This is a genomic window from Polaribacter litoreus, from assembly GCF_054584775.1.
The window spans coordinates 34,538-59,534 of sequence record NZ_JBTLRD010000006.1 but is presented as its reverse complement, the minus strand read 5'-3'; the positions used below and the strand labels follow the sequence as shown (position 1 = coordinate 59,534).

Annotated in this window: 15 protein-coding genes; 9 read left to right on the top strand and 6 right to left on the bottom strand. The window is 32.3% G+C overall.

What is annotated here, in order from left to right:
- The first annotated feature begins 391 nt into the window (after positions 1-391).
- Both ACW9UN_RS06595 and ACW9UN_RS06590 read left to right on the top strand, forming a co-directional pair.
- Positions 392-4,558 (top strand): collagen-binding domain-containing protein, encoded by a 4,167-nt coding sequence (locus tag ACW9UN_RS06595; RefSeq protein WP_459485047.1) that lies wholly within the window; start codon positions 392-394, stop codon positions 4,556-4,558.
- 1,574 nt (positions 4,559-6,132) lie between these two features.
- Positions 6,133-6,519: an HU family DNA-binding protein gene (locus tag ACW9UN_RS06590; RefSeq protein ID WP_459485045.1), complete on the top strand. Its 387-nt coding sequence runs from the start codon at positions 6,133-6,135 to the stop codon at positions 6,517-6,519.
- 324 nt (positions 6,520-6,843) lie between these two features.
- Here the strand turns inward: ACW9UN_RS06590 and hsdR are convergent, their stop codons facing one another.
- The 4 genes from hsdR to ACW9UN_RS06570 form a co-directional block, all read right to left on the bottom strand.
- Positions 6,844-9,318, bottom strand: coding sequence for an EcoAI/FtnUII family type I restriction enzme subunit R (gene hsdR / locus ACW9UN_RS06585; protein ID WP_459485043.1), 2,475 nt, complete (start codon positions 9,316-9,318; stop codon positions 6,844-6,846).
- 101 nt (positions 9,319-9,419) lie between these two features.
- Positions 9,420-9,872: an IS200/IS605 family transposase gene (tnpA, locus tag ACW9UN_RS06580; RefSeq protein WP_459485041.1), complete on the bottom strand. Its 453-nt coding sequence runs from the start codon at positions 9,870-9,872 to the stop codon at positions 9,420-9,422.
- Positions 9,873-10,067: 195 nt separating this feature from the next.
- Complete coding sequence (locus ACW9UN_RS06575) at positions 10,068-11,336, bottom strand: restriction endonuclease subunit S (RefSeq protein WP_459485039.1); 1,269 nt, start codon at positions 11,334-11,336, stop codon at positions 10,068-10,070.
- Entirely contained in the window at positions 11,333-12,787 is a 1,455-nt protein-coding gene (locus ACW9UN_RS06570; protein WP_459485038.1) for a class I SAM-dependent DNA methyltransferase, read from the bottom strand. Before ACW9UN_RS06570 ends, ACW9UN_RS06575 begins: the two co-directional genes overlap by 4 nt.
- A 189-nt stretch (positions 12,788-12,976) precedes the next feature.
- Here ACW9UN_RS06570 and recG point away from each other — a divergent pair, with 189 nt between their 5' ends.
- Positions 12,977-15,163, top strand: coding sequence for an ATP-dependent DNA helicase RecG (gene recG / locus ACW9UN_RS06565; protein WP_459485036.1), 2,187 nt, complete (start codon positions 12,977-12,979; stop codon positions 15,161-15,163).
- A 57-nt stretch (positions 15,164-15,220) separates the two neighbouring features.
- On the opposite strand, the gene ACW9UN_RS06560 is transcribed toward recG, so the two are convergent.
- Positions 15,221-17,443, bottom strand: a complete 2,223-nt coding sequence (locus ACW9UN_RS06560; protein WP_459485034.1) for an LruC domain-containing protein — start codon at positions 17,441-17,443, stop codon at positions 15,221-15,223.
- A 373-nt stretch (positions 17,444-17,816) separates the two neighbouring features.
- Here ACW9UN_RS06560 and ACW9UN_RS06555 point away from each other — a divergent pair, with 373 nt between their 5' ends.
- Positions 17,817-19,010: a serine hydrolase domain-containing protein gene (locus ACW9UN_RS06555; RefSeq protein WP_459485032.1), complete on the top strand. Its 1,194-nt coding sequence runs from the start codon at positions 17,817-17,819 to the stop codon at positions 19,008-19,010.
- A 245-nt stretch (positions 19,011-19,255) separates the two neighbouring features.
- Here ACW9UN_RS06555 and meaB read toward each other — a convergent pair whose 3' ends face one another.
- On the bottom strand, positions 19,256-20,347 hold the full coding sequence (gene meaB, locus ACW9UN_RS06550) for a methylmalonyl Co-A mutase-associated GTPase MeaB (RefSeq protein WP_459485030.1): 1,092 nt from the start codon (positions 20,345-20,347) through the stop codon (positions 19,256-19,258).
- Positions 20,348-20,517: 170 nt separating this feature from the next.
- Here meaB and ACW9UN_RS06545 point away from each other — a divergent pair, with 170 nt between their 5' ends.
- The 5 genes from ACW9UN_RS06545 (at position 20,518) to yidD (ending at position 24,910) form a co-directional block, all read left to right on the top strand.
- Complete coding sequence (locus ACW9UN_RS06545; RefSeq protein WP_459485028.1) at positions 20,518-21,075, top strand: RNA polymerase sigma factor; 558 nt, start codon at positions 20,518-20,520, stop codon at positions 21,073-21,075.
- Positions 21,059-21,622 (top strand): hypothetical protein, encoded by a 564-nt coding sequence (locus ACW9UN_RS06540; RefSeq protein WP_459485026.1) that lies wholly within the window; start codon positions 21,059-21,061, stop codon positions 21,620-21,622. The genes ACW9UN_RS06545 and ACW9UN_RS06540 overlap by 17 nt, the downstream gene beginning before the upstream one ends.
- Positions 21,603-22,964: a hypothetical protein gene (locus tag ACW9UN_RS06535; protein WP_459485024.1), complete on the top strand. Its 1,362-nt coding sequence runs from the start codon at positions 21,603-21,605 to the stop codon at positions 22,962-22,964. Before ACW9UN_RS06540 ends, ACW9UN_RS06535 begins: the two co-directional genes overlap by 20 nt.
- A gap of 94 nt (positions 22,965-23,058) precedes the next feature.
- Entirely contained in the window at positions 23,059-24,537 is a 1,479-nt protein-coding gene (gene cysS, locus ACW9UN_RS06530; protein WP_459485022.1) for a cysteine--tRNA ligase, read from the top strand.
- Between the two features lie 97 nt (positions 24,538-24,634).
- The gene (yidD, locus tag ACW9UN_RS06525) at positions 24,635-24,910 is read left to right on the top strand and encodes a membrane protein insertion efficiency factor YidD (protein WP_459485021.1); all 276 of its coding nucleotides are present in this window, start codon (positions 24,635-24,637) and stop codon (positions 24,908-24,910) included.
- Positions 24,911-24,997: the final 87 nt, after the last annotated feature.

Genomic DNA, 24,997 nt, shown 5'->3' with positions numbered 1-24,997 from the left:
GGCAGTTTTTTTTTAATGATTTTAACATAAGCCAATCGTTATAAGTCAGGTTTTTAAAGTATAGCCATCAATATCATGTCATGATACGCAAAAAAATACAGTTTTAGTAACGTTAAATGCAGTTCATCTTACCCAATTAGTATCGTTGAAATGTACTAAGCCAATTAAAACGAAAGATAATTACCATTCAGCTTAACTAATTTTACGATGCTCGAAGCAAAGATTAAAAAGGACGGTTAGATTTTTACCTTTGATGTAGTTAACGCCCTTTAAACTAGGTAGTTTTAAAAATACCCTCAAATATTTAATTATGAAAACCTTGCAACAACCTTCCAAAAACTTCGACACTAATTTTTTAAAAAGTGCTATTGTTTTACTTATATTTATACTGATGAATATTTTTTCATCAAACGCACAATGTGTAAGTGCTACAGATTGCGATGGCGATGGAATTCAAAATGCCATAGATTTAGATGATGACAATGATGGTATTTTAGATTGCGTTGAAAACGGATTAAACAACAACTCATTAAGTGATTTGTTTACCATTGCTGGCGATGCAACTTTTGTAAATTCAAATGAAATAGAACTTACCCCTGATGTTAACAATCAAGCAGGTTCTAGTATGTCTTTTGGTAAGGTTGATTTTACAAGTGATTTTAATTTTTCTATAGAAATTAATCTTGGTACTAAAGATATTGGTGCTGATGGTATTGCTATTGTTTTTCATACAGACCCAGATGGTATTCATACTGTGGGTATAAATGGGCAAGGTATAGGTGCAAAACATATTAAAAACGGTATTTCTATAGAGTTTGATACTTACAGTAATTACGGAGAATTGGTTAACGATCACACACAAATAAAAAGTACGAGCACTTGGCAAGGTTTAACATCAGCAACCGATTTAGGAAATATAGAAGATGGCAACTGGCATTTGGTTAACTTTAGCTGGGTGGCAAGCACAAAAACCTTGAGCTATTCTTTTGATGGAACACAAATTACCAATTATACAGACGATTTGATTGCAAATGTTTTTAACGGAGAAACCAATGCGCATTTTGGGTTTACAGCTTCTACAGGAGGACAAAGAAATAGTCAACGTATACGATTTGTAAACGAATTGTGTACCTATCCTTTTGCAAAAGATGCAGATAATGATGCGATACCTAATCAATTTGATACTGATTCTGATAATGATGGCTGTCCTGATGCGTTAGAAGGGAGTCATAATTTTACAGTTACAGATGCTAATGGAAGATTAAAAGGTGGGGTAAACGCCAATGGAATCCCTTTAGTGGCAGTAGGTATTAGCCAAACAATAGGTACAAGTTTAGATGATACTATACTAGCTCAAGTTTGTACAAACCCTTACAGTCCTATTACTCCTGCTGAATGTTTTACGGTTTTTGTAGAGCATGATGTAACCTTAAGTCAAGGCACTACAAACGGAAGTTTGGCTGCAGGTGGCGATGTTACGATTAATGGTGATTACGAATTGGCTTTGCAAGATTGTGGTTGTTATCAAGTAAATGGCAATGCATTGGGTTTGTTGGTAGATGGTAAAGTAAATTACAATACAGGAATTTTAAACTTACGTAATGCTACACAATATGCTCAAATAGGACATGCAAATGGCAGTAATGCTTGGTATGCAGATCCTCAAAACGCACCAACACCTATTCGTATTACACCAGAAAACGATTATCAGGCAAGTAGTTATATTCAATTAGCAGGCAATGCAAACGCATTTAATGCATCAGTAAACCCTGTTTTTGCAAAAAATAAGCTCGATTTTCCGTTGGCATTTCAAAGACTAAGAACAAATGCCACTAGTTTGTCAGAAAATAATCACAATGCCTTACTTAAAGATGTTGCTGGAGATTCCATTGCAAATACAAATTTACCCAATCAAATAGGGATTACTCTTAAAAATGGTGCAAATTACATCAATATTAATGGTTCGGATTTAAATAATGTTCAGACAATTAATTTCTTAAATACTGCGAATTCAGATAAATTTTTAATTGTGAATGTAAACGCGCCAGGGCAATTTTACTGGAATGTATGGTCGCAAACAGCTATTGCTAATGCTAGTGCGCCTTACATCATCTATAATTTTTACAACACAACAGCATTACACTTAGAAGGTAACAATACCGTTTATGGTAGTATTTTAGCGCCTTTTGCAAGCATCACAAAAAATCAAAACACTGCAGATGTTGTAGGGCAAATCATTGCAACATCGTACACGCAAAGTGGTGGTGTTGTACACTGTACAACATTTGCGCCAGATGTAAACGCATCAATAGCCGTAAATGCAGTACCAAAAGCTGCTTTTACCGTAAACGATAACGCGTGTTTGACAGACAATAGGTTTACTTTTAATAATACTTCAAATACGGGTAACATTGCACAACCTGTAACACCCATTGCATACCAATGGAACTTTGGTGATGGTACTACAAGTACTGCAATGCAACCTACCAAAACCTATACAGCAGCTGGTGTATATACGGTTACTTTAACTGCAACTAATGCCTTTGGTTCAGATACCACAACCCAACAAGTAACTGTGTTGCCAAAAGTAGCTGCAGAAGTGGTGGTAAATACTACCCACTTAACAGATGCTTCTGTAAATGCAAATGTTACGCTTGTAAATGGTGCTGAATTTTCAAGTTACTCTTGGATTTTGCCAGGGCAAAATACCGCGAGTTATCCAAATGAAAACGCCATTTCTCTTAACTTTACACAACCAGGTTTATACACCTTATTATTTAACGGAGTGCAAACCAATGGATGTAATGTTACTACAACCATACCAATTACCATTCAGTCTAATGAGGTAAGTACCGGAAATAGTGGTGGTGTAGAATCGGAATCTTTAGGCGATGCCATTTCTAAAATTTATGTAGGTAGAAAAAAGAATTCTGTACCTACTCAGTTTGTAAAATCGAAAGCTAACTTGTACAACAAAGCACAATTAAAGAGTGTACAACCTTACCAAGGCAAAGGATTAACACTGTTAGATATGTTTCCTAATGAATTGGTAGCTGGTAATGTTGCTAACATTACTTCACCAACAGATATTTTAGATTATACCATTGCAGATGAGGTGTTTTCTGTAGATTTTTCTGTAGATGGACAAACCAAAGGGGTAGTGCTAGGTATTAAAACATCAGATAAAGTGTACAACCATACCAAAGCCTCTTGCGATAGATTGCGTGGTGCTGAAATTTTAAACATTACAACGGTTCAATTACAAGGTAAAAACTTTTTAATGCAAGCCATAAAACAACGTACAGGTGTGGTAGAATATGCTATCTCTTTTGCGGTAGCAAAGAATAATAACGATACCAATTACACCCTACAAACCAATTGGTATGTAAATCATTACACTAAGTTTAATGATGTGTACAACTTTCAAGTATGGTCTACAAACCCTACAGACACGCAAAAGTTAGTTACAGATGTGTTGCAGAATTTACAAAGCTATATGCCTATACAGCAAATAGAAGTGCAAAAAGTACCAAAAACGTATGCTGCAAAAATAGCTAGAGAGCAAGCGGAGTTGGTTGTATTACTAAGAAGTACTATGGTTGGGCAAGAGGTAGAAATTGCTATGGAAGAAGTGTATTCTGAAACGGCCAATAATGTAAAGCACAGATACAATCCTGTAAACTCAGAGAAAGAAAAAACCATTCGTATAAACATTGCAGATGGGTATGAATACGACGCATTGGTAAAAGTAAACGGAGAAATAGAAGATGCATTTTATCATGCAGATGGCAACTGGGGCTTAGATTATGATAAAAGGTATACAAAAATCAATCACTATTTTGTGTCTAATGATTTTGATAGAACTTATAATGATGATGAATATGCCATCAGCAGAAATGTAGAACTGCAAGCAACAAGCGATTATGACTACTTAACCTTATACAAATCTTTATTACCAGGTACTTTAGCTGCAGATTATTCAGCATACAAATACCTATCATTTACAGCAACAGGTAGTGGCTTACTAGAGTTGGGGCTAATCAAATCTTCTATAGAAGAATGGAAAGCACAATATAGAGTAATGGTTGATTTGTCTGAAGAAGAGCAAACCTATTATGTGCCTTTCGAAATTTTTACTTCCATAGGTACTACAGCACCTATTACTGCAGACGATTTAACAACACTTGCCTTTACGTTTTTGCCAGTAGAAGCGCAAACCACAGATTTAAATTTAAGTATTAAAGATATTAAATTTACAAAAACAGCTGTAGAAGAAGAGCTAGTGCATAAAATTGAAGCTTTTGACAACCACTTTATGGCGTACCCAAATCCATCTCAAGGTAACGTTAACCTGTTATTGTATAGCAATACACCAACAGAAGCAAAAGTGAGTTTGTTTGATGTTACTGGTAAAACAATTTACGTAACTTCTGCATCACTTTTAGAAGGAAAAAACGAATTGAATTTTGACTTTGCTAACGTAAAACCTGGGGTGTTGTTCTTAAAAGTAAGCAGCTCAGAAACCGATTACGGAACCTCTAAGATTATTTTCAAGTAAGTTTTTAACTATCGAAAATAAGTGCTATGCAAACGGAGTTTAATTAAAGTAGAATAATAGCTAAAATCACCTTATAATAAGGTAACAAAAATTTCCTGCAAGATCTTTTATAGATGTTGCAGGTTTTTTTATAGAGATGATTTTGACTACAGAGCTACCGCTTATTACCCAGATCCATATTGCTTTTTGAAGTATAAACGAATGTCATTTCGACTGCAATGAAGAAGTCTGTACAATCAAAAAAGTCAAAACAAACTTACCTTTTTGATATGCTATGTGAAATATAACGAATGTCATTTCGACTGCAATGGAGAAATCTATAAAACCAAAAAGTCAAAATAAGCTCCCGTTTTTGATATGCTGCATGAAGTATAAACGAATGTCATTTCGACTGCAATGGAGAAATCTATAAAACCAAAAAGTCAAAATAAACACCCGTTTTTGATATGCTGCATGAAGTATAAACGAATGTCATTTCGACTGCAATGGAGAAATCTATAAAACCAAAAAATCATAACAAACCCACCTTTTTGATATGCTATGAGAAATATAAACGAATGTCATTTCGACTGCAATGGAGAAATCTATAAAACCAAAAAGTCAAAATAAACTCCCGTTTTTGATATGCTGCATGAAGTATAAACGAATGTCATTTCGACTGAAATGAAGAAGTCTGTACAATCAAAAAAATCATAACAAACCCACCTTTTTGATATGCTATGAGAAGTATAACGAATGTCATTTCGACTGCAATGGAGAAATCTATAAAACCAAAAAGTCAAAATAAACACCCGTTTTTAATAGACTATGTGAAGTATAAACGAATGTCATTTCGACTGCAATGGAGAAATCTATAAAACCAAAAAGTCAAAATAAACACCCGTTTTTGATATGCTGCATGAAGTATAAACGAATGTCATTTCGACTGAAATGGAGAAATCTTTATGAAGTTAGGAGGTTTTTTTATTCAGTTAAATTTAAGAAATAACCTAAAACCTAACAAAAAAGCAGTAATAAACTAATAAAGTATTAGTAATACTGCTGAATGGCCTTCTTAAAACAAGTATTACAGCACAAAAAAATATTTTCCACCCTAAAACACAAAAGTCTGCATCTTATTTCCTTAAAAATGCTATTTTGATGCTTTCTGTTGAAAAGTACCTGTGTTTTGTGAATAACTACCTGTTTCTTTTCTGAAAGATTAATCCTAGCTTTACATCGTATTTAAAATGCATAGAAAAAGCCGTAAAGATTGTGGTCTTTACGACCTTTTTTTAAGGTAACACTGTTATAGTATTACGTTTTTGTTTGCACTACCAAAACTACAATACTTTTAACAGCTTACCAAAAATTTTTTTAATCTAAAAAAAAAAAGATGCCACAACATCTTGATTGGTAAACGTATGAGTTAATTATTTTTTAAACTCCTGTTTTTTTACAAAAAAACAGTCGAACTTACATAAAACGATTTGTGTTCGTGCAATTGCTGTAGAGTTACTTCTTAAAAATCTTAACAAAAATAAGGTGTATAAAAGCCACCTTTTAAAAAGCTTTTAGTCCAAATACTTTAAATTATGAGTATTATTTACAAAACGTTGCCGAGAAAAAATCCTCAGGACATGGCAGCACCTGAAAAATTTTATGCGGCTGTAGTAGCCAATGGTAGTGTAGATTTTGAAACACTTGCAGAGCAAATTTCTAACCAATGTACAGTTACAGAAACCGATTGTTTGGCAGTATTAAATGCTTTAGAGCAAAATATTGTACACGAACTCAAACAAGGGCGTATTGTACGTTTGGGTAAATTGGGTAATTTTCAAGTAAGTTTAAGCTCTACAGGGCTTTCTACAGCAGATCAAGTTTCTGCACAAGCCATTACAGCTACCCGTATTTTATTTAGACCAGCAAAAAAAATGCGAAATTTATTAAAGAATTTGTCTTTTCGTAAAGAAGCTTCGTAGTATAAATATCGCACTATTTTTTGTGTAAACAGCTTGTACAGCTGTTCTAAGCCTTAAAAAAACAACTGTTTTTTTAAGGCTTTTTTTTTGTATTTGTAAGCATAGAAAACTAAAATTGCACCCTGATGCAACTAAAATTGCGTCTTGACCCGATAAAAATTGCGTCTTGATGCAATTTTTTTTGGTTATTGATGTATTTTTTTGGTCTCCATTCCATTTTTTTTGAATTTTAAGATGGTTTTTGGGCTCTTTATCTTAATATAAAACACTTTTTTGTAGTTACCTATTTAAAAAGTTATGCACAATTGTTAGTAATACATGCTATTAAATAGCGCTTTCTTGATACAAATATTCTTGAAAGCCAACAAAGGTTTGTTTAATAGACTTTATATCTCCCAATTCATTTTTTGCATCGGTAATACTATTGTATTTTAAGTGCAATAATGGAGATAGCTTTTCAATATCTAATTCGTCAACGCCTTCTTTTACATATTGTTCTAAGACAAAATTCAAAAATTCTTGTTGTTTTTGGTTATAGTCATGCATTTGAATTTTAGCTCTACTTGCTCTTTCCAGTCTTGGTACAAGGTCTTTGTGATAGGCTACATAACTTAATACATCAAAAAGGTCGCTATCTTCTCCATGAATTAAGTTTCGCAAATCTTCTAATTGCGAATTGGTATATCCTTTCTCGCTTAATTCAGTTAGCAATTTTTTACGAGTACTTGGTAAACTCCAAAGTTTTCGCAGCTCACTTTCGCTTTTGAAAAATTGAGGTAAATCGCCAAATAATTGGTCTAAAAACTCTTGATGACCTATTGGTTTTCCTGTTGGACTCCAAAAAGTTGTTTTAACCATCGCATCAATTTCTCGTTCTTTATTATCAGAAAGTTTAACTCTAACCATTTGTCTTGGTGGCGTTTCACAAACACATGGAATATGATCACATGCTGTACATGCTTCTTCTTCTGGTCTTTCACAAATACACGAAGCTTCTCCACAAATATTGCAAATTCGAGTTCTTCCACCACCTTCTCCATTATCAGGTATTTCTGGAGGTAGCGGTTCTCCATCCCATTCTGGGTCTTGAAAATGGTCGTGAGCTCTTACAAAGTCGAAAACTGTAAAATAATCTTTACCATCAAAAAGACGTGTACCTCTACCCACAATCTGCTTAAATTCTACCATAGAATCTACAGGTCTTAATAGTACTATATTTCTTATTTCTGGTGCATCTACTCCTGTACTTAACTTTTGTGAAGTTGTTAAAACTGTTGGAATACTTTTTTCGTTATCTTGAAAATCCCTTAAATGTTGTTCACCATTTTTTCCATCATCAGCAGTTACTCTGTGGCAATAATTTGCACTTGTACTGGTTGCATGCTGATTTATTAAATCTCGTATTAATGCTGCATGTACCTGTGTAGCGCAAAAGACCAATGTTTTTTGTTGCTGATGTATAAGCTCTAAAAACTTTTTTACACGGTATTGTTCTACTTGTTGTATGATTATTTTTCTACCATAATCCCTATAGGTAAACGTATCACCAAGTTCTGCTTCACCATTTAATATAGTATCGTCTTTTGTTACAGTATATTCATCGTAATTGGTTTGTATTTCTTTAACTTTAAAAGGTGTTAAAAAACCATCATTAATACCATCTTTTAACTTATAAGTATAAATAGGTTCTCCAAAATAATCATAGGTATCTGCATTTACATCTCTCTTTGGTGTTGCAGTTAAACCTAATTGAACCGCTGGTGAAAAATACTCCATAATAGCTCTCCAAGAACTTTCATCTCTAGCACCCCCTCTATGACATTCATCAATAATTATAAAATCGAAAAAGTCTTTTGGGTACTGACCGAAATTAAAGTTTTTAACATCATACATAATGGGGGTTTCTGCTGCTCTTAAAGAAGTAATTTCTGCTTCATTTTCAATATCTTCCTCGTTTTTAACATCGGTCATAAACGTTTGGAAAATCGTAAAAAAGATACTTCCGTTTTTAGGCACTTTGCCTTTTTTTCTTATTTCGGATGGTTTAATTCTTACTTTAATATTTTCATCAATCACATCAAAAGCACCAAAAGAATTAAAAGCTTGGTCTGCTAATATGTTTCTATCTGCTAAAAATAAAATACGTGGTGCTCTGCTTCCATCTCTTTGTAGATTCCATTTTGCATGAAACAGTTTCCAAGCTATTTGAAACGCAATAGCTGTTTTTCCTGTACCTGTAGCTAATGTAAGCAGTAATCTATCTTTTTTCTCGGCTACAGCTTCTAATACTTTGGCAATAGCATTTTGTTGATAATATCTAGGTTGCCAAGTACCTCCTCTATCTTCAAAAGGAATAGCAAACAAACGTTCTTTCCAGTCTGCTATTTCTACTTTGTATTCTTCTTTGGGTGTTGGGTAGGTCATTTCCCAGAGTTCGTCTGGTGTTGGGTATTTAGACACTTCGCCTTCTGTAGCTTCATCCATGTCTATCCCATAGATTCGCAAACCATTGGTAGTATAAGTAAAACGAATATTTAAACGCTCTGCATAATCTTTGGCTTGACCAACACCATCTGTATAATAATTATCTCTTTTCTTGGCTTCTACAACACCAATTCTTCTATTTTTATATTCTAGTACATAATCTGCAAAAAGAGGTGTGGCACGTCTGTTTTGACCAATGAGACGCCCTTTGGTAATAGGAAACTCCAAGCGCAAACGACTACCTTCTATAATTCCCCAACCTGCTTTACGTAATGCAGGTTCTATTAAATCGTGTTTGGTTTGTGCCTCGTTCATATTAATTTACTTTTAATCCTAAAGGGATGCTAGTAGTTAAGGTAGGACGAAGTCCTGCCAGAATATGCAAGATATAAAAAAGCCCTGAAAGGGCGATGTAATCAGTCCCAAACATAAGTTTCATTATAATCTACGTTATACTTTTCTAAAAAAGCGCGATACTCTGCTTTAAAATCTTTTTTCTGATGATGTTCGTGCTGATGCTTAATATAATTTACCACAACATGTACTTCACTTGGGTTTACAGAAAACGCACCATAGCCATCTTGCCAAAAGAAATTCGATAAACTTGCATCTTTTGTTTTCATCCATTTGCTAGAATGTGCTTTTATTTTTTGTACCAAAGTCATTAAGGCTATTTTTTTAGATAGCATGCACAAAACATGAATGTGATTGGTATAACCACCTACTATTAAAACTGGGGAATCTAGCTGTTTACATACGCCACCTATGTAGGCATGTAGCTCTTGCTCATAGGGTGGGTATATCAGTTCCTCTCTATACTTGGTGCTGAATACGATATGGACGTAATTTTGTACGAGTGATTGTCCCATATTACTTTATTTTTTTTTATCGGAAGGACTTCGTCCATCCTTACTATACTTCGTCCTTTCAGGACTGGATGCTGTTAATCCCAAAGGGATGCCATATAATCGCATAGTGCATAGCACTATAACACTAGTAAAAGTGTATAAACTAAGCCCTGAAAGGGCGATATACTTTTTATATGCTATTATATTACTTATCATTTACTTCACCCTTTCAGGGTTTTGATTTGTGTTTATGTTATCTGAATCTGAAGCACTGCGTACTTCTTTTCTATACTTCGTCCCTTTAGGACTTGTTAACTCTCCTGCAAAGGCTTTTTGCAGAATGGATTTTTTGAGGTCTTCAAGATTTTCTATTTTTTTATAATATACTTCTAAAATATTATCAGTTTGTTCTTCAACTTCTTCTATTTTTTGAGATATTTTTATTTGATTTTCAATTGAAGTGATTGGAAATAGAATCTTTGATACCATGCCAAAACTTATAGCTGGCATAGCAGCACCATTCATTTTACTTTTTATAAATCTCTGGAATACAGGCGATGCTAAAAAATAATAGAGATAATCACAATTAATCTTAAAATTATCTTTTGGAATTACTCTGAAAAGATTATTTGCTAAGACTCCCGAAATTCCTCTACATACAAATCCAGTTGACGCTCCATAACGTACTAAACTAATATCTGTTTCGGTCAATACGTATTGTTCTCCAGGATTATCAATGTATCTTGGAAGTTCTTTTCCTTGAGTATAATCTATTATTCTTATAAACCTTACTTGGCCATCTTGTTTTTGTTCGCTCTGTAGTTTGACACCTCTTTGTATTCCTTGCCTAAAAGTAAAAACGCTTCCTAAGTTTTCTTCTTTAAAATCATCACCTTTTTGGCTAAAAATGTCATTGAGTTTAGACTGAAACAGCTCTTTAGCGTTTGCTATGTTTTTTTCAATGTTTGCTTTTGCTTGGTCTATGGCTGTAAAAGCTTTATCGAGTATGGCTACGATTTGTTTTTGTTCTTCAATAGCTTTCGGAAAAGATATAAAAACATTATCAAAGCTATTATTATTTATTTGTGGTATTGAAGTACCATTACTTAAATCATTCAAATCAATTGATTCAAACCAATAATATAAATATTCTGATAACAACTTTTTGGTAGGAGTTATTGCCATAGTATTCAAGTCTACTATAGTTGGTTTAACAATTTTTCTTTTTTTATTTGTGGCAATTGCTCCACCTCTTTTTGGGAAAATAATTGACCCAATTGGAATAATTTGTTTTTCATTAATATCTTTCAAATCCACAAATCTGGTTGATGTCGTAATATTTTCTTCATTGCCAATTAAGTTCATGTCGCCAACTTTGGTATAAAGAACTTCACCAAAACTTCTTTCGATATCTTTTGATACTGTTTTTCCACTTTTAAATAAAGTTACTTCTTTCAATATTTTTACTTCCCAACCTTCTCTCATATCAATTCTTTAATTTGGTTTAGAATTGAACTTGTTTCAGCATCCAAAGTTTCCATTTCAGCTAAAATAACTTCAGGTTTACGCAAAGGTGCTTCTTCTGGTGTGTTTGGGTTTTTGGTAGACAAATCACAAGTAGTTTCATCAATATCGGCTACTTTTAAATTCCATGATTTTTCTGTTTCTGGCTTGGTTTTATATAAGGTTACAAACTCCTCCATATCCTTATCATTTAAAGGATTGGTTTTTCCCATTTTACGTCCTGGGTCTAACTGGTAATACCAAATCTTTTTGGTAGGTTCTCCTTTTTGGAAAAACAATACCACCGTTTTTACACCTGCACCTGTAAAAGTACCCCCAGGTAAATCTAAAATAGTATGTAAGTTAGAGCCTTCTAATAAGAGTTTACGCAAAGCAACAGAAGCATTGTCTGTATTACTTAACACTGTGTTTTTAATTACTACAGCAGCACGTCCACCAGTTTTTAAACTCTTTATAAAATGTTGCATAAACAAGAATGCAGTTTCACCTGTTTTAATGTCAAAATTCTGCTGTACTTCTGGGCGTTCTTTTCCACCAAATGGTGGGTTTGCTAAAATAACATGATACCGGTTTTTTTCTTGGATGTCGCGTATATTTTCGCCTAAAGTATTGGTATGGATAATGTTGGGTGCTTCAATGCCGTGCAAAATCATGTTCATAATTCCTATAACATACGCCAAATTCTTTTTCTCTTTTCCGTACAATGTTTCTTCTTGTAAGGTTTTAAGATTGTCGGTTGTTTTATCCATACGTTCATACATGTACTCGTATGCTTCGCATAAAAAACCACATGAACCAGCTGCCCCATCATAAATTTTTTCGCCAATTTTTGGGTCAATCACATGTATCATGGCACGAATTAGCGGTCTTGGTGTGTAATATTGCCCACCATTTCTACCTGCATTCCCCATGTTTTTAATCTTGGTTTCGTACAAGTGGCTTAACTCATGTTTGTCTGTAGAAGCACGAAAGGGTAGGGCATCTGCATATTCTAAAATCTCTCTTAAGTTGTACCCAGATTGAATTTTGTTTTTGAGTTCAGAGAAGATTTCACCTATTTTGTATTCAATAGTATTGGCAGAGTCTGCTTTTTGTTTAAACTTTGCCAAGTAAGGAAATAGTTTGCCATCTACAAATTCTACCAAATCTACACCAGTCATGGCTTTGTGGTGGTCTAATTTGCCATCAACATCTTTAGGCATTGCCCAATTTTGCCAACGATATGCTGAATCTAAAATGAATTTGTATTCTTCTCCTTTTAATTCGGCTTCGTCTGCTTTGTCTTGTTCTAGTTCGTCTAAGTAGCGTAAGAATAGTACCCAAGAGGTTTGGCCTATATAATCTAATTCACTATCAGAACCTGAATCTTTATAAAGTAGGTCGTCTATGTTTTTAAATGTTTGTTCGAACATGGGGTTTATTTCTTTTTGTAGCGTTACATGCAATAAGCTAAAATAATAATTTCTTTTTGCTAGGTATTACAATTCGATGAATAATTTTATATGCTAAAACCTAAGAACGTAAAATATAAATAATCCTTTCGGTTACCATAGTGCTTTTCAACTAAATTAATTATTTTCGTACATCAACTTATACAAGTTTTGAATTTAGACTACCCCATAACATACATAAAAGGAGTAAGTGTACAAAGAGCAACCCTTTTGTATACAGAGTTGGGTATAAAAACATGTAACGATTTATTAAATTTTTTCCCTTTTAGGTATATAGATAAAACCCAGTTTTATGCCATTAAAGATTTGCAACCAAACTCTAGTGAAGTACAAATTGTTGGGCAAATTACCAACGTAAAATCTGTAGCGCAAAAAAGAGGCAGCAGGTTAGTGGCTACTTTTCAAGATGCAACAGGTACTATGGAATTGGTATGGTTTAAGGGGCAAAAATGGATTAAAGATTCCTTAAAAATTAATGTGCCTTACGTGGTTTATGGCAAGCTCAACCATTATAATGGCAGTTTTAGCATTCCGCATCCAGAGTTAGAATTGGTTACCGAATACAAAAAAAAGTTGCAAACCAAAATGCAGCCTGTGTATCCATCTACAGAAAAACTCACTAATTCAGGCGTTTCTAACAAGTTGATGCGTTCTTATATTCAGCACCTGTTGCAACAAGTTTATGATGGTATTCAAGAAAGTTTATCTCAAGAAATTATTGATGATTTTAAATTGATGCACAAGCGAGATGCTTTGTTAAATGTGCATTTTCCGAAAAGTCAAGCACATTTGGCAAAAGCACAATACCGTTTAAAGTTTGAAGAATTGTTTTTTATTCAATTGCAATTGGTTCGAAAAAAGTTGGTTAATAAAACAAAAATCAAAGGCTTTGTGTTTGAACATGTGGGTGAAAAGTTTACTAATTTTTATAAAAACCATTTGCCTTTCGAGTTGACCAATGCACAAAAAAGAGTATTGAAAGAAATACGAAAAGATGTGGGATCTGGAGCGCATATGAATCGTTTATTACAAGGTGATGTAGGTTCTGGAAAAACGATTGTAGCTTTATTGGCCATGCTATTAGCTATTGATAACGGTTACCAAGCCACCATTATGGCGCCTACAGAAATTTTAGCCAATCAACATTATACAGCAGTTTCAGAACTATTGGCAGGAATGGATATCAATGTTGATATCCTTACAGGTTCTGTAAAAACCAAAAAACGACGAGAAATACATCAAAGTTTAGAAGAAGGAACTTTGCATATTTTAGTAGGTACGCATGCTTTGTTAGAAGATAAAGTTAAATTTAAAAAGCTGGGAATTGCTATTATTGATGAACAACACAGGTTTGGCGTGAAACAACGCGCAAAATTGTGGAATAAGAATAAATTAGCTCAAGAACCATCCCTAACCCTTCCCAAAGGGAAGGGAACTGACAAAACTGAGAAAAGCCTCCCTTTTGGGGAGGTTGGAGGGGATTTACCACCTCACATTTTAGTAATGACAGCAACCCCAATACCCAGAACTTTGGCCATGTCTGTTTATGGCGATTTAGATATTTCTGTTATTGATGAGTTGCCACCAGGAAGAAAAGAAGTAAAAACGGTACATCGTTTTGATAGCAATCGATTGTCTGTTTTTAAATTTTTAAAAGATGAAATAGCAAAAGGTAGGCAAGTATATATTGTGTATCCGTTAATTCAAGAATCTGAAGCTATGGATTATAAAGATTTAATGGATGGTTATGAGAGTGTTGCTCGCGAGTTTCCATCACCCCAATACCAAATAAGTATTGTACATGGTAAAATGAAGCCTGCAGACAAAGATTACGAAATGCAGCGTTTTGTAAAAGGAGAAACCCAAATAATGGTGGCAACTACGGTTATAGAAGTGGGGGTAAATGTACCAAATGCCAGTGTGATGATTATTGAAAGTGCAGAACGTTTTGGTTTGAGTCAGCTGCATCAATTACGAGGTAGAGTAGGTAGAGGTGCAGACCAAAGTTATTGTATTTTATTATCGAGTTATAAGTTATCATCCGAAGCAAAAACACGTTTAAAAACAATGACAGAAACAACAGATGGTTTTAAAATAGCAGAGGTAGATTTAAAATTACGAGGGCCAGGAAATATAATGGGTACACAACAAAGTGGGGTTTTAAATTTAAAAATTGCTGACGTTGTTAAGGATTCTCAGATTTTAGTTTCTGCAAGAAATACAGCCATTGCAGTGTTGCAAGAAGATGCAAATTTAACCAAACCAGAAAACGTAGCTATTAAAACAGCATTTACTAAAATGACACAAACTTCTAAAATTTGGAGTAACATTAGTTAAACAAAAAAAGCACTTCAATGTAATTATGAAGTGCCTTTTGCTTAGATGTAAGTTGATTTAATTATTTAACTTGTCTTTTACTCTGTTTCCATTTTTGTCTGAATACCAATCTAAATTAGGATTTGACATTACAAAATCATCAAAGTTAGGGTAAGCTTCTAAAATAGAAACTCCTTCTTTAGACCATGGTAAGTCTACAGGTAAATCACTAAGTACCCATGGGAAATTGTTAGAATTCACAAAAAGAGTGTTTCCAGAAGAGTTATCACTACAGTTTAAGAAATTACTAGAATCGTTATACATGGTAGGCAAATTTAAAGCAGGATAATTGCTATGCAATACATTGTATACAGGGTGTATTTCTTGACCTAATTCACCGTTTTTAAGCATAAACTCATCATAAGCTCCGTTCATGTTTGTAACTTTTCCAGAAATTACAGGAATGTTAGCATAATCTATATTAACTGTGTTTATAATTGCACCAGAATTATCTGTGTAAATTGTTTTTAAGTTGTTAAAAATAAACAATGTAGTGTTGTTTTGAGTATCGTGCAATCTTGTAATTTCACTACTAGCATAAGCATCAGTATTATTTAGTGTTAAAACAGCATCATCGTCTTCATCAATCACTCTTAATACAAAACTGTTGTTAAAATTAGCACCCATTGCAGGAAACTTATAATCGAATTCAATTTCGGTAATCATAGCGTTTTGGTTTACCCCCTCTTTATAGCTGTAATTGTGTACTAAGTCATTTAAATCGTAATCTCCCATACAAGGATATAAATCTTCATATAATGAAGTGTAAAAACTATTTTCTCCTTGCGGATAATTGTATGAAGATACATTTGGGTTGGCATCATTAACATCTACGCCTTCAATTACACCATCGTTATCATTATCTATAGCAGCATTAAAACCAGGTGAACAAGTACCTACAGAAATAAATGTTGAGCAGGTATTAATTACATCATTTTTACCCATGCTCTCTGTATAATAGTCAGAGCAAATATCTAAACTTCCCTGAAAACTATTATTTCCGTTAAACGTTATTTTTCCTGTTTCTATTACAGAATATGCTTTGTCTCCTTTTATTTTACCATTAGACATAATGCTAGCGCATTTAAAAATAGAGCCTTCTTGTATTTTAATGTCTATGTTAGAATTGTTGATAAGAGCACCTGTAATAACAGTGTATGAGGCATTGCTAAATTCGGCTTGTTTGTTGTTGATTAGGTTTCCAGAAATTACGGTTTTACACTCATTTTCAAACTCACCTGAATTGATAGAAAAATTTCCTGCAATGTTTAATTGTGAGTTTTCTTTATTGTGAAATTTTCCAGAAGAGTTAACATGACCACCAATGTTTACTTGGCCACCATCATTATCAAAATGTCCGTTACTATTTAAATTTAAAGTTCCAGAAATATTAAATACACCACTATAAACATTTACATCTTTAGAGCTGGTATTTAAGCTACCTGTAATATTAGTAGTTCCCCAACTATCTAGTTTACTGTTTTTGTTCATTCCAAGGTTTACACCATTAAAAGTACCATCATTATATACGGTTGAATTAAAGTTGCCAGTTAGTTTTAAGGTACCACCTTGCGCAACATAAATGGTAAGTTTATTGTTGTTGTCATTTAAGTAAGATGGACTCCATGAACCACCATCACAGATATAAATATTTGTTTTTTTATTTACATTTATACCTTTTGTAGAGCTGTTTGTAATGCTATAATCACCATCATCATTTCCATCAAACTCAGGGTAATCATTACAATTCCATGTTGGTGGATTATCATCATTAGATTTTGCACTTATTTTGGTATCTGTAGTGGTTTTACCCTCTTCAGTATCTACTCTTTCTTCATCTTCAATTTTTAAATTTTGTAATTCATCTGGCGTAACAAGCCATTCTCTAGTACCCGTTGCCAAGTCTGCTTGCACAGCTATTAACTCAACATGGTTGGGTATTTTAGTGATATTGCTAATTGATTTTTCTTTATTTATAAAACCTTCGTACAATAATACTTGCGTATCATTTTCTACTTTAAACATTTTAATATTCACCATATCTGCACGAGAGTTTTCAGATAAGTTAATATTTGTGTTTTGTAAGGCTAAGGGCCTTAAATCATGTCCTTCAGGTACTACTAATGTAGTGATATCATCTTGAATATATTCTACGGTTTCTTTAGGAGTATCTGTAAATTCTGGGCTACAACTTTGTAAAAAAGCTATAAAAAATAACGATAATATTAATCTTGTTTTCATAAGGGTATTTTTAATTTTAGATTTAATTTTACACAAATTTATAGCTTAAGTTTCGTTTAAATTTACACCTAAAGCCTTTTAAAATGTTTGTGTCGATAGATTGCACCTTAATGTAGATAAATTGATTTTTACTGCAATTCTATGAGGTTTAACCTACTTAAAAACATAAACTTATGTCTTTGTTAAGTATAAATTTAAACATAATTTTTTAAATTAAAGATGATATTTATCATTTAACCCCAACCACTTACATAATGTTTGAATTGGCCTATATATTTTTTGGCATTTTGTTTTACAAATAGTGTTTTTTAAATAGTATTTTGATTATTAGTGAAACCTCTTTAACTTTACATCATCTATAAGAATCTTTTTTTTGAAAAAATTTATCAAATACATCTCAATTATACTATTAGTTATCACAAGCTTATCTTTTCTTGCTTTTAATATTTCTGAACCTAAAAAAACAAAAATTGCGGCAAAAGAAGCGGTTATAAAAAACGAAAAGCCGAGTTTGTTAGTGCCTCTGGAGTATTATCCAGAAAAAATTACGAACAAAGTAAACCATAAGATCGATTCTTTATTACAACGAGTTCATAAAAGGCACGATTTTCACGGAGCTGTATTGGTTGCCAAAAACAAAAAAATTGTATACGAAAACCAGATTGGTTATGCAGATTTTAGAACAAAAACGCCGATTACAAAAGCCTCTACGTTTCAATTGGCATCTGTTAGTAAACAATTTACGGCAGCTGCTATAATGTTATTAAAAGAACGAAACCAGCTACAACTTACAGATACTGTAAATAACTATTTTCCGAATTTTCCTTACAAGAACATCACCATTACTCACCTTTTGAATCATACTTCTGGCTTACCAAAGTATTTTTGGATTGCTGAACACGAATGGAAAGAGGATTATGCACCAACCAATACAGATTTAATTAACGTTTTACCACTCACCAAAGCACAACGATTTTTTAAACCTGGCCGAAATTTCGATTATTCAAATACGGGTTATTTTGTATTAGCATCTATAGTAGAAAAAGTTTCAGGAACTTCTTTTCGTAATTTTCTTCAAAAAAACTTTTTTGAACCTTTAGGGATGCACAATACCTATGTGTATAGTTATCAAAATGATAGTGTTAGAAAAAATCAATTAACTGGATATCGTTTATACAGAGGATGGAGGCATTTAAAAATTGGTAGCACTGTAAATGATGCCATTGTAGGCGATAAAAATGTATATTCAACTCTTGAGGATTTGTATAAATGGACCTGCGGTTTAAATGCTAAGCAATTGCTATCAAAAGAATCTTTAGATTTAATGTACACCAAAGGGAAAACCATTTATGGCAGAAAAATACCTTATGGTTTTGGTTTTAGATTGGATAGAAATAACGATAAAAATATTTATCATTATGGCAAATGGAACGGTTTTAGTACTGCACTTACCAATTATTTAGAAGACGATTTAGTAGTTATTGTTTTAGAACATACAAGTTACAATTCTTTAAAATATCTAAATCGAAAAATTAAGCAAATTGTTTCTAACAACTTAGATGTTTAATTGCTGATTAAGGTTTGCTAAAAAGAAAAATTTACTCATTTAAAGATATAGTCTTAAATAACGAGTAAATTTTTGGGAGTTGGGGAACGTTATAGTGCTTTAAAGAAAATTAGCAATCATTTGATTTTTATTAGATACTGAGTAATTTAACAGTTACTAAAAATAAAACATATTTTGTTATCGAACAATAACGGTCAAAAAGGATAGTATAAATTTTGATGTTATGTTACTTAAGTCAAAATTATTTATGCGTTTTCTTCTTGTGAATTTGATAAATTAATCAAGTTTTTAGCGGCTGTAAAAGGAGTGGTTTTTGCATTATCTAAATTGCTAACTTCTTGTTCTAGAGCCAATTTTATTGTAGCGTTATTGTAGAAATTATCTTTTAATTGTTGCTCTATAGTTGCTAAAAGCCAATATTTATTTTGATTTTTTCTTTTGATGTTAAAATGGTTATTCTTTTTTGTAAGAGAAATATACCTGTTTATCATTTCATCAACCTTATCAATTCCTAAATTATTTAAGGCGCTTGCAGTAAGCACTTTGGGTTGCCAGTTATTTTCTTTTAAAGGATATAAATGCAAGGCTCTATTGAATTCTACTTTAGCAATTTTGGCATTTTTTTCATTTTCACCATCTGCTTTATTGATTACAATAGCGTCTGCCATTTCTATAATTCCGCGTTTTATGCCTTGTAATTCATCACCTGCACCAGCTAATTTTAAGAGTAAAAAGAAATCTACCATAGAATGCACCAAGGTTTCTGATTGTCCAACACCTACAGTTTCTATCAAAATGGTATCAAAACCGGCAGCTTCGCACAAAATAATGGTTTCTCTTGTTTTTTGAGCAACTCCACCTAAAGATGTTCCTGATGCAGAAGGTCTAATAAATGCATTTTTATCAGTAACAAGTTGCTCCATCCTAGTTTTATCACCTAAAATTGCACCTTTATGCACAGAACTACTTGGGTCTACAGCTAAAACAGCAACTTTTTTGCCTTTATTGGTTAAAAATTTTCCATAAGCTTCAATAAATGTACTTTTTCCCACACCAGGCACACCTGTAATTCCTATTCTAATAGAATTATTTGCGTAAGGCAAACAACCTTCTAATATGGCATTGGCTTTTTTTTGATGATTTGCATGAGTACTTTCTACCATAGTTATGGCTTTGCTTAAAAAGGTTATATTGCCTTTTAAAATTTTGGAAACGAATTCCTCAGTCGAGTTTTTTTTAGCTCTGTTTCGTTTAATTCTTTCTGCACTTGTAGCACTAGTAGTTTCTGGTTGAGAAATACCTTCTTTTTCTTGTAAAGCAGATTGTTTTTTGTGCATTGTAAAAGTTAATATGTAAATTTAAGAATTAAGAAAAGAGAACCGAAAAGAAACAAGATATTTTTTACAAAGTGCACTGATTTTTTGTGAAAATTTTTTCAGTTTTACATTTAATCTAAAAAAATGCAACACACTTAAAATTGTATCGTCTATAAGGTAAGAAGATTTAAATGCAACAGACCAAACAGTTACATCAAAATATAATAGACCAATGCAAAAACAATAATGCAAAGGCACAAATGCAATTGTATAATTTATATTGTAAAGGCATGTTTATAGTGGCTTTAAGATATGTAAAAGATCAATTTATAGCAGAAGATATAATGCAAGAAGCATTTATTAAGGCCTTTAAACATATAGATACTTATAAAAATGAAGTAGCTTTTGGGGCTTGGTTAAAAAGAATTGTAATTAATCAAAGTATCGATTATTTAAAGAAAAAGAAACTAGAATTAATTTCTATTAATGAAGAGGTTACCACCATAACTGATGATGAAGATTGGAAGGTAGATTGTACTATTTCTATTGATAGGATTGTAGACAAAATAAATAATTTAAAGGATAAATATAGATTGGTGCTCACTTTATATTTGTTAGAAGGTTATGATCATCAAGAAATAGCGCAAGTTTTGAATATAACAGAAAATACATCTAGAACTCATTTATTAAGAGGCAGAAAAATATTGAAAGCACAGTTAAAAAACACGAGTTATGCAGCAGGATATTAGAGAGAAATTAAAAGATTTTAAAGGTGATAACATCGAATTATCAAACAAACACACTACTAAATTCGAAGCTTTACTACAACAAGAGTTGCATCAACAAAAACCAAAAAAGAATACGTTTAAATGGTTGTCTATTGCAGCATCAATTGTATTGTTGGTTAGTTTGGGTATTCAATTTTATCCATCAGAAAATATAGAAGAAATTCCTACAAAAAATAATAACAAAGAAATTACTTTAGGAAACATATCACCAGAATTTAATACTATAGAAACCTACTATACAAATAGTATTAATTTAGAAATTAGTCAGTTAGATTTAACCGAAGAGAATAAAGAAATTGTAGATGGTTATTTGTTAAAAATTGCAGAACTCACTAAAGAATACAAATTATTAACCCAAGAGCTCAATACAAATGGGGTTAATGATGTTACTATAGATGCATTAATACGTAATTTACAATTACGCTTACAGCTGTTGCAACGTTTAAAAAAACAATTAAAACAACTCAAAAATTTAAACACTCAAAACAATGAAACACAAATTATATAAACAAATCATAACTTTTATAGCCATTGGTTTTTTAGGAACCACATTTGCGCAAAAGTTTGATAAAAAGTTTACCGAGAATTTTAAAACCAATAAAGATGTAGAAGTTGCCATAAACGCATCAAATACAGATATTAATGTAACCACTTGGGCTAAGAATGAAGTGCAAGTAGATGCTTTTATCGAAATTGAAGGTATAGATAAAGATGAAGCCGAAAAATATTTTAAAAACTGGGAGTTTGAAGCTTTAGGGAATTCTAAGAAAGTAAAAATTACATCGAAAGGTAGTAATGGGTTTACTTTTAAAAACGATTTTGTATTTTTTGATGATATGAATTTTGATTTTGAAATCCCAGATATAGATATGTCTAACGTAGAGGCTATTGTATTGCCTGACATAGATTTTGACATGGACTTTGATTTCGACTTTGATTTTAAAGACCTAGACGATTTAGGAGAAAATATGGGCAAAAATGGTAAATACGAATTCAGATGGAAAGATGATAACCACGATATAGAGATAAACTCTAAAGAAGAATGGGAAGCTTTTAAGAAAACTAAAGCGTATAAAGAGCTGAAAGAGAAAATGAAGGTAGATAAAGAGAAAATGCGTAAAGAAATAGCAGCATCTAAAGAAAAGATGAAAAAAACTTTTGCAAAAGGCAAATTAAAAATTAAAGAAATTAATACAGAGGAAATAAAAAAGAGTTTAGCCAAAGCCAAGCAAGAGCTTAAAAAATTAAATTTTCATTTCAGTTCTGGTACTAATGATATCAAAATAAATGGAAAAAAAGTAAAAATTAAAAAAAGACTAGAAATTAAAGTTCCAAAAGGCGCAACTTTCGATTTGAATACACGTCATTGTAAAGTAAAATTACCCAATACAATTGCTTTTGGTAACGTAAAGTATGGTTCTTTTGATGCTAATAATTTATATGAAAGTAACTTAACTATTGAATATTCTCCAGTCAATATCAACAATTTAAATGCTTGTACTTTATTTTTAAACAATGTAACTGATGCTAAAATAGCATCAGTTACAAATACCACTATGAATAATAATTCTTCTGGTGTAAACATCTTAAAAATTAATCAAAATGTAACCCTTTCTGATAAATTTGGTGAGTTGATTATTAATAGTTTTCACCCTAATTTCGGGGAGTTCATTTTAAATTTAAGTCAATCTAATGCCACTATAATTTTAGGAGATGTTCCTACAAAATATAAATATCAGGTTAACCGAATTAAAATGGAGAATCAAAATTTAAAAAATTCCCTTCATACAAACACTACTAAAAATTTGATAAAAGTTAGTGGAGATTATAGTACAATTCTTATCAAATAAATCCCCTTTTATTTTACAAAACTTCTAACAAATTCCATTTCGTTATTCTTCTTAAAGTGTCTATCTTTGAACCCTATAAATAGTCACTTATTTAATGGAACTCTATAAAGAAAATCAGCTTAAAGTTTACAACTCATTATCAAAATCTAAAGAAGATTTTAACCCCATTACAGAAGGTTATGTAGGTATGTATGTTTGTGGACCAACAGTATACAGCAATGCACATTTAGGTAATGTAAGAACATTTATGTTTTTTGATGTGGTGTATAGATATTTACTTCATTTAGGTTATAAAGTACGTTATGTACGTAATATTACAGATGCAGGTCATTTAGAAAACGATGCAGATGAAGGCGAAGATAAAATTGCTAGAAAAGCACGTTTAGAGCAAATAGAACCTATGGAAGTTGTGCAACGTTACACAGTAGATTTTCATAATGTTTTAAAAAACTATAATTTTTTACCACCAAGTATAGAACCTACTGCAACTGGCCACATTGTAGAGCAGATAGAAATGATTAAAGAAATCTTAGAAAAAGGATTTGCTTATGAGGTAAATGGCTCCGTATATTTTGATGTACACGAATACAATAAAAAAGAAAATTACGGAATTCTATCTGGTAGAAAAGTAGAAGATTTATTAAACAATACCAGAACTTTAGATGGGCAATCAGACAAGAAAAACCCACAAGATTTTGCACTTTGGAAAAAAGCCGATGAAAAGCACATTATGCGTTGGCCTTCTCCTTGGTCTGATGGTTTTCCTGGTTGGCATTTAGAATGTTCTGTAATGAGTACAAAATATTTAGGCGAAAATTTTGATATTCATGGAGGAGGAATGGATTTAAAATTCCCACATCACGAATGCGAAATTGCACAATCTAAAACGTGTTCTGGTGTAAAACCTGTAAATTATTGGATGCATACAAATATGCTTTCTTTAAACGGACAAAGAATGTCTAAATCTACAGGAAATTTTATTTTACCAAACGAAATTTTAACAGGAGAAAACGACGTTTTACCAAAAGCATTTTCGGCTTCTGTGGTTCGTTTTTTTAACATGCAAGCCAATTATAGAAGTATCTTAGATTTTTCTGGTGATGCTTTAGAAGCCTCAGAAAAAGGGCATTCTAAACTAATGGAAGCTATTTCTTATTTAGATAAAATAACAGCAGGTAATTCTTCTACTTTTGATGTGCAAAAATGGAAATCTGATTGTTATGCAGCAATGAACGATGATTTTAATACACCTATTTTAATATCAAATTTATTTGAAGCTGTAAAATTGATTAATCAAATAAAAGAAAAGAAAGCCACGTTAACTGCTGATGATTTAGCAGAATTTAAAACCACAATTAACGCCTTTGTTTTTGATGTTTTAGGGTTGATGAATGAAGCCAGTCAAGACAATTCTGAAAAAGTAAAAGGAATAGTGGAGCTGTTAATTAAACTAAGAAAAGAAGCCAGAGAAAATAAAGATTGGGGGTTGTCAGACCAAATTAGAGACGAGTTAATTGAATTAGGAATTCAATTAAAAGACGGTAAAGAAGGCACAACTTTTTCAATTAACTAAAATGCCCATCCTAACCTTCCCAAAGGGAAGGAACCACAATCAGGCTGAAAATATTTTTAAATAAATTTATTGCAGCAAATAAGCAATTCAAGATTAAATGTCTTACAACCCAAATAATAAAACAAGTAGTAAATTCCCCTTTTGGGGGATAAGAGGCTTCCTTATTTTATTGGTCCGTTTTTATCAAGCAGCCATATCACCTTATACACCTTCAACTTGCAGATATGCTCCAACTTGTTCGCATTATACTATAGAAGCTTTACAAAAACACGGTTTATTTTATGGAGGTTGGTTATCTTTGAAACGAATTTTTAGTTGTCATCCTTGGGGAGGTTCTGGTTATGATCCTGTTCCAGAAAAAAAAAATAATTGAAATGTAATTACGAGTAAGAATAACACAGTAATCTATTTTTTAATTAGAGATTGCTTCATTACATTCGCAATGACAAAAAATATAAAA

Coding starts and splice junctions, on each gene's coding strand:
- ACW9UN_RS06595 (WP_459485047.1), top strand. CDS start 392: ATGAATATTTTTTCATCAAACGCACAATGTGTAAGTGCTACAGATTGC.
- ACW9UN_RS06590 (WP_459485045.1), top strand. CDS start 6,133: ATGAGTATTATTTACAAAACGTTGCCGAGAAAAAATCCTCAGGACATG.
- hsdR (WP_459485043.1), bottom strand. CDS start 9,318: ATGAACGAGGCACAAACCAAACACGATTTAATAGAACCTGCATTACGT.
- tnpA (WP_459485041.1), bottom strand. CDS start 9,872: ATGGGACAATCACTCGTACAAAATTACGTCCATATCGTATTCAGCACC.
- ACW9UN_RS06575 (WP_459485039.1), bottom strand. CDS start 11,336: ATGAGAGAAGGTTGGGAAGTAAAAATATTGAAAGAAGTAACTTTATTT.
- ACW9UN_RS06570 (WP_459485038.1), bottom strand. CDS start 12,787: ATGTTCGAACAAACATTTAAAAACATAGACGACCTACTTTATAAAGAT.
- ACW9UN_RS06560 (WP_459485034.1), bottom strand. CDS start 17,443: ATGAAAACAAGATTAATATTATCGTTATTTTTTATAGCTTTTTTACAA.
- meaB (WP_459485030.1), bottom strand. CDS start 20,347: ATGCACAAAAAACAATCTGCTTTACAAGAAAAAGAAGGTATTTCTCAA.
- ACW9UN_RS06545 (WP_459485028.1), top strand. CDS start 20,518: ATGCAACAGACCAAACAGTTACATCAAAATATAATAGACCAATGCAAA.
- ACW9UN_RS06540 (WP_459485026.1), top strand. CDS start 21,059: ATGCAGCAGGATATTAGAGAGAAATTAAAAGATTTTAAAGGTGATAAC.
- ACW9UN_RS06535 (WP_459485024.1), top strand. CDS start 21,603: ATGAAACACAAATTATATAAACAAATCATAACTTTTATAGCCATTGGT.
- cysS (WP_459485022.1), top strand. CDS start 23,059: ATGGAACTCTATAAAGAAAATCAGCTTAAAGTTTACAACTCATTATCA.
- yidD (WP_459485021.1), top strand. CDS start 24,635: ATGTCTTACAACCCAAATAATAAAACAAGTAGTAAATTCCCCTTTTGG.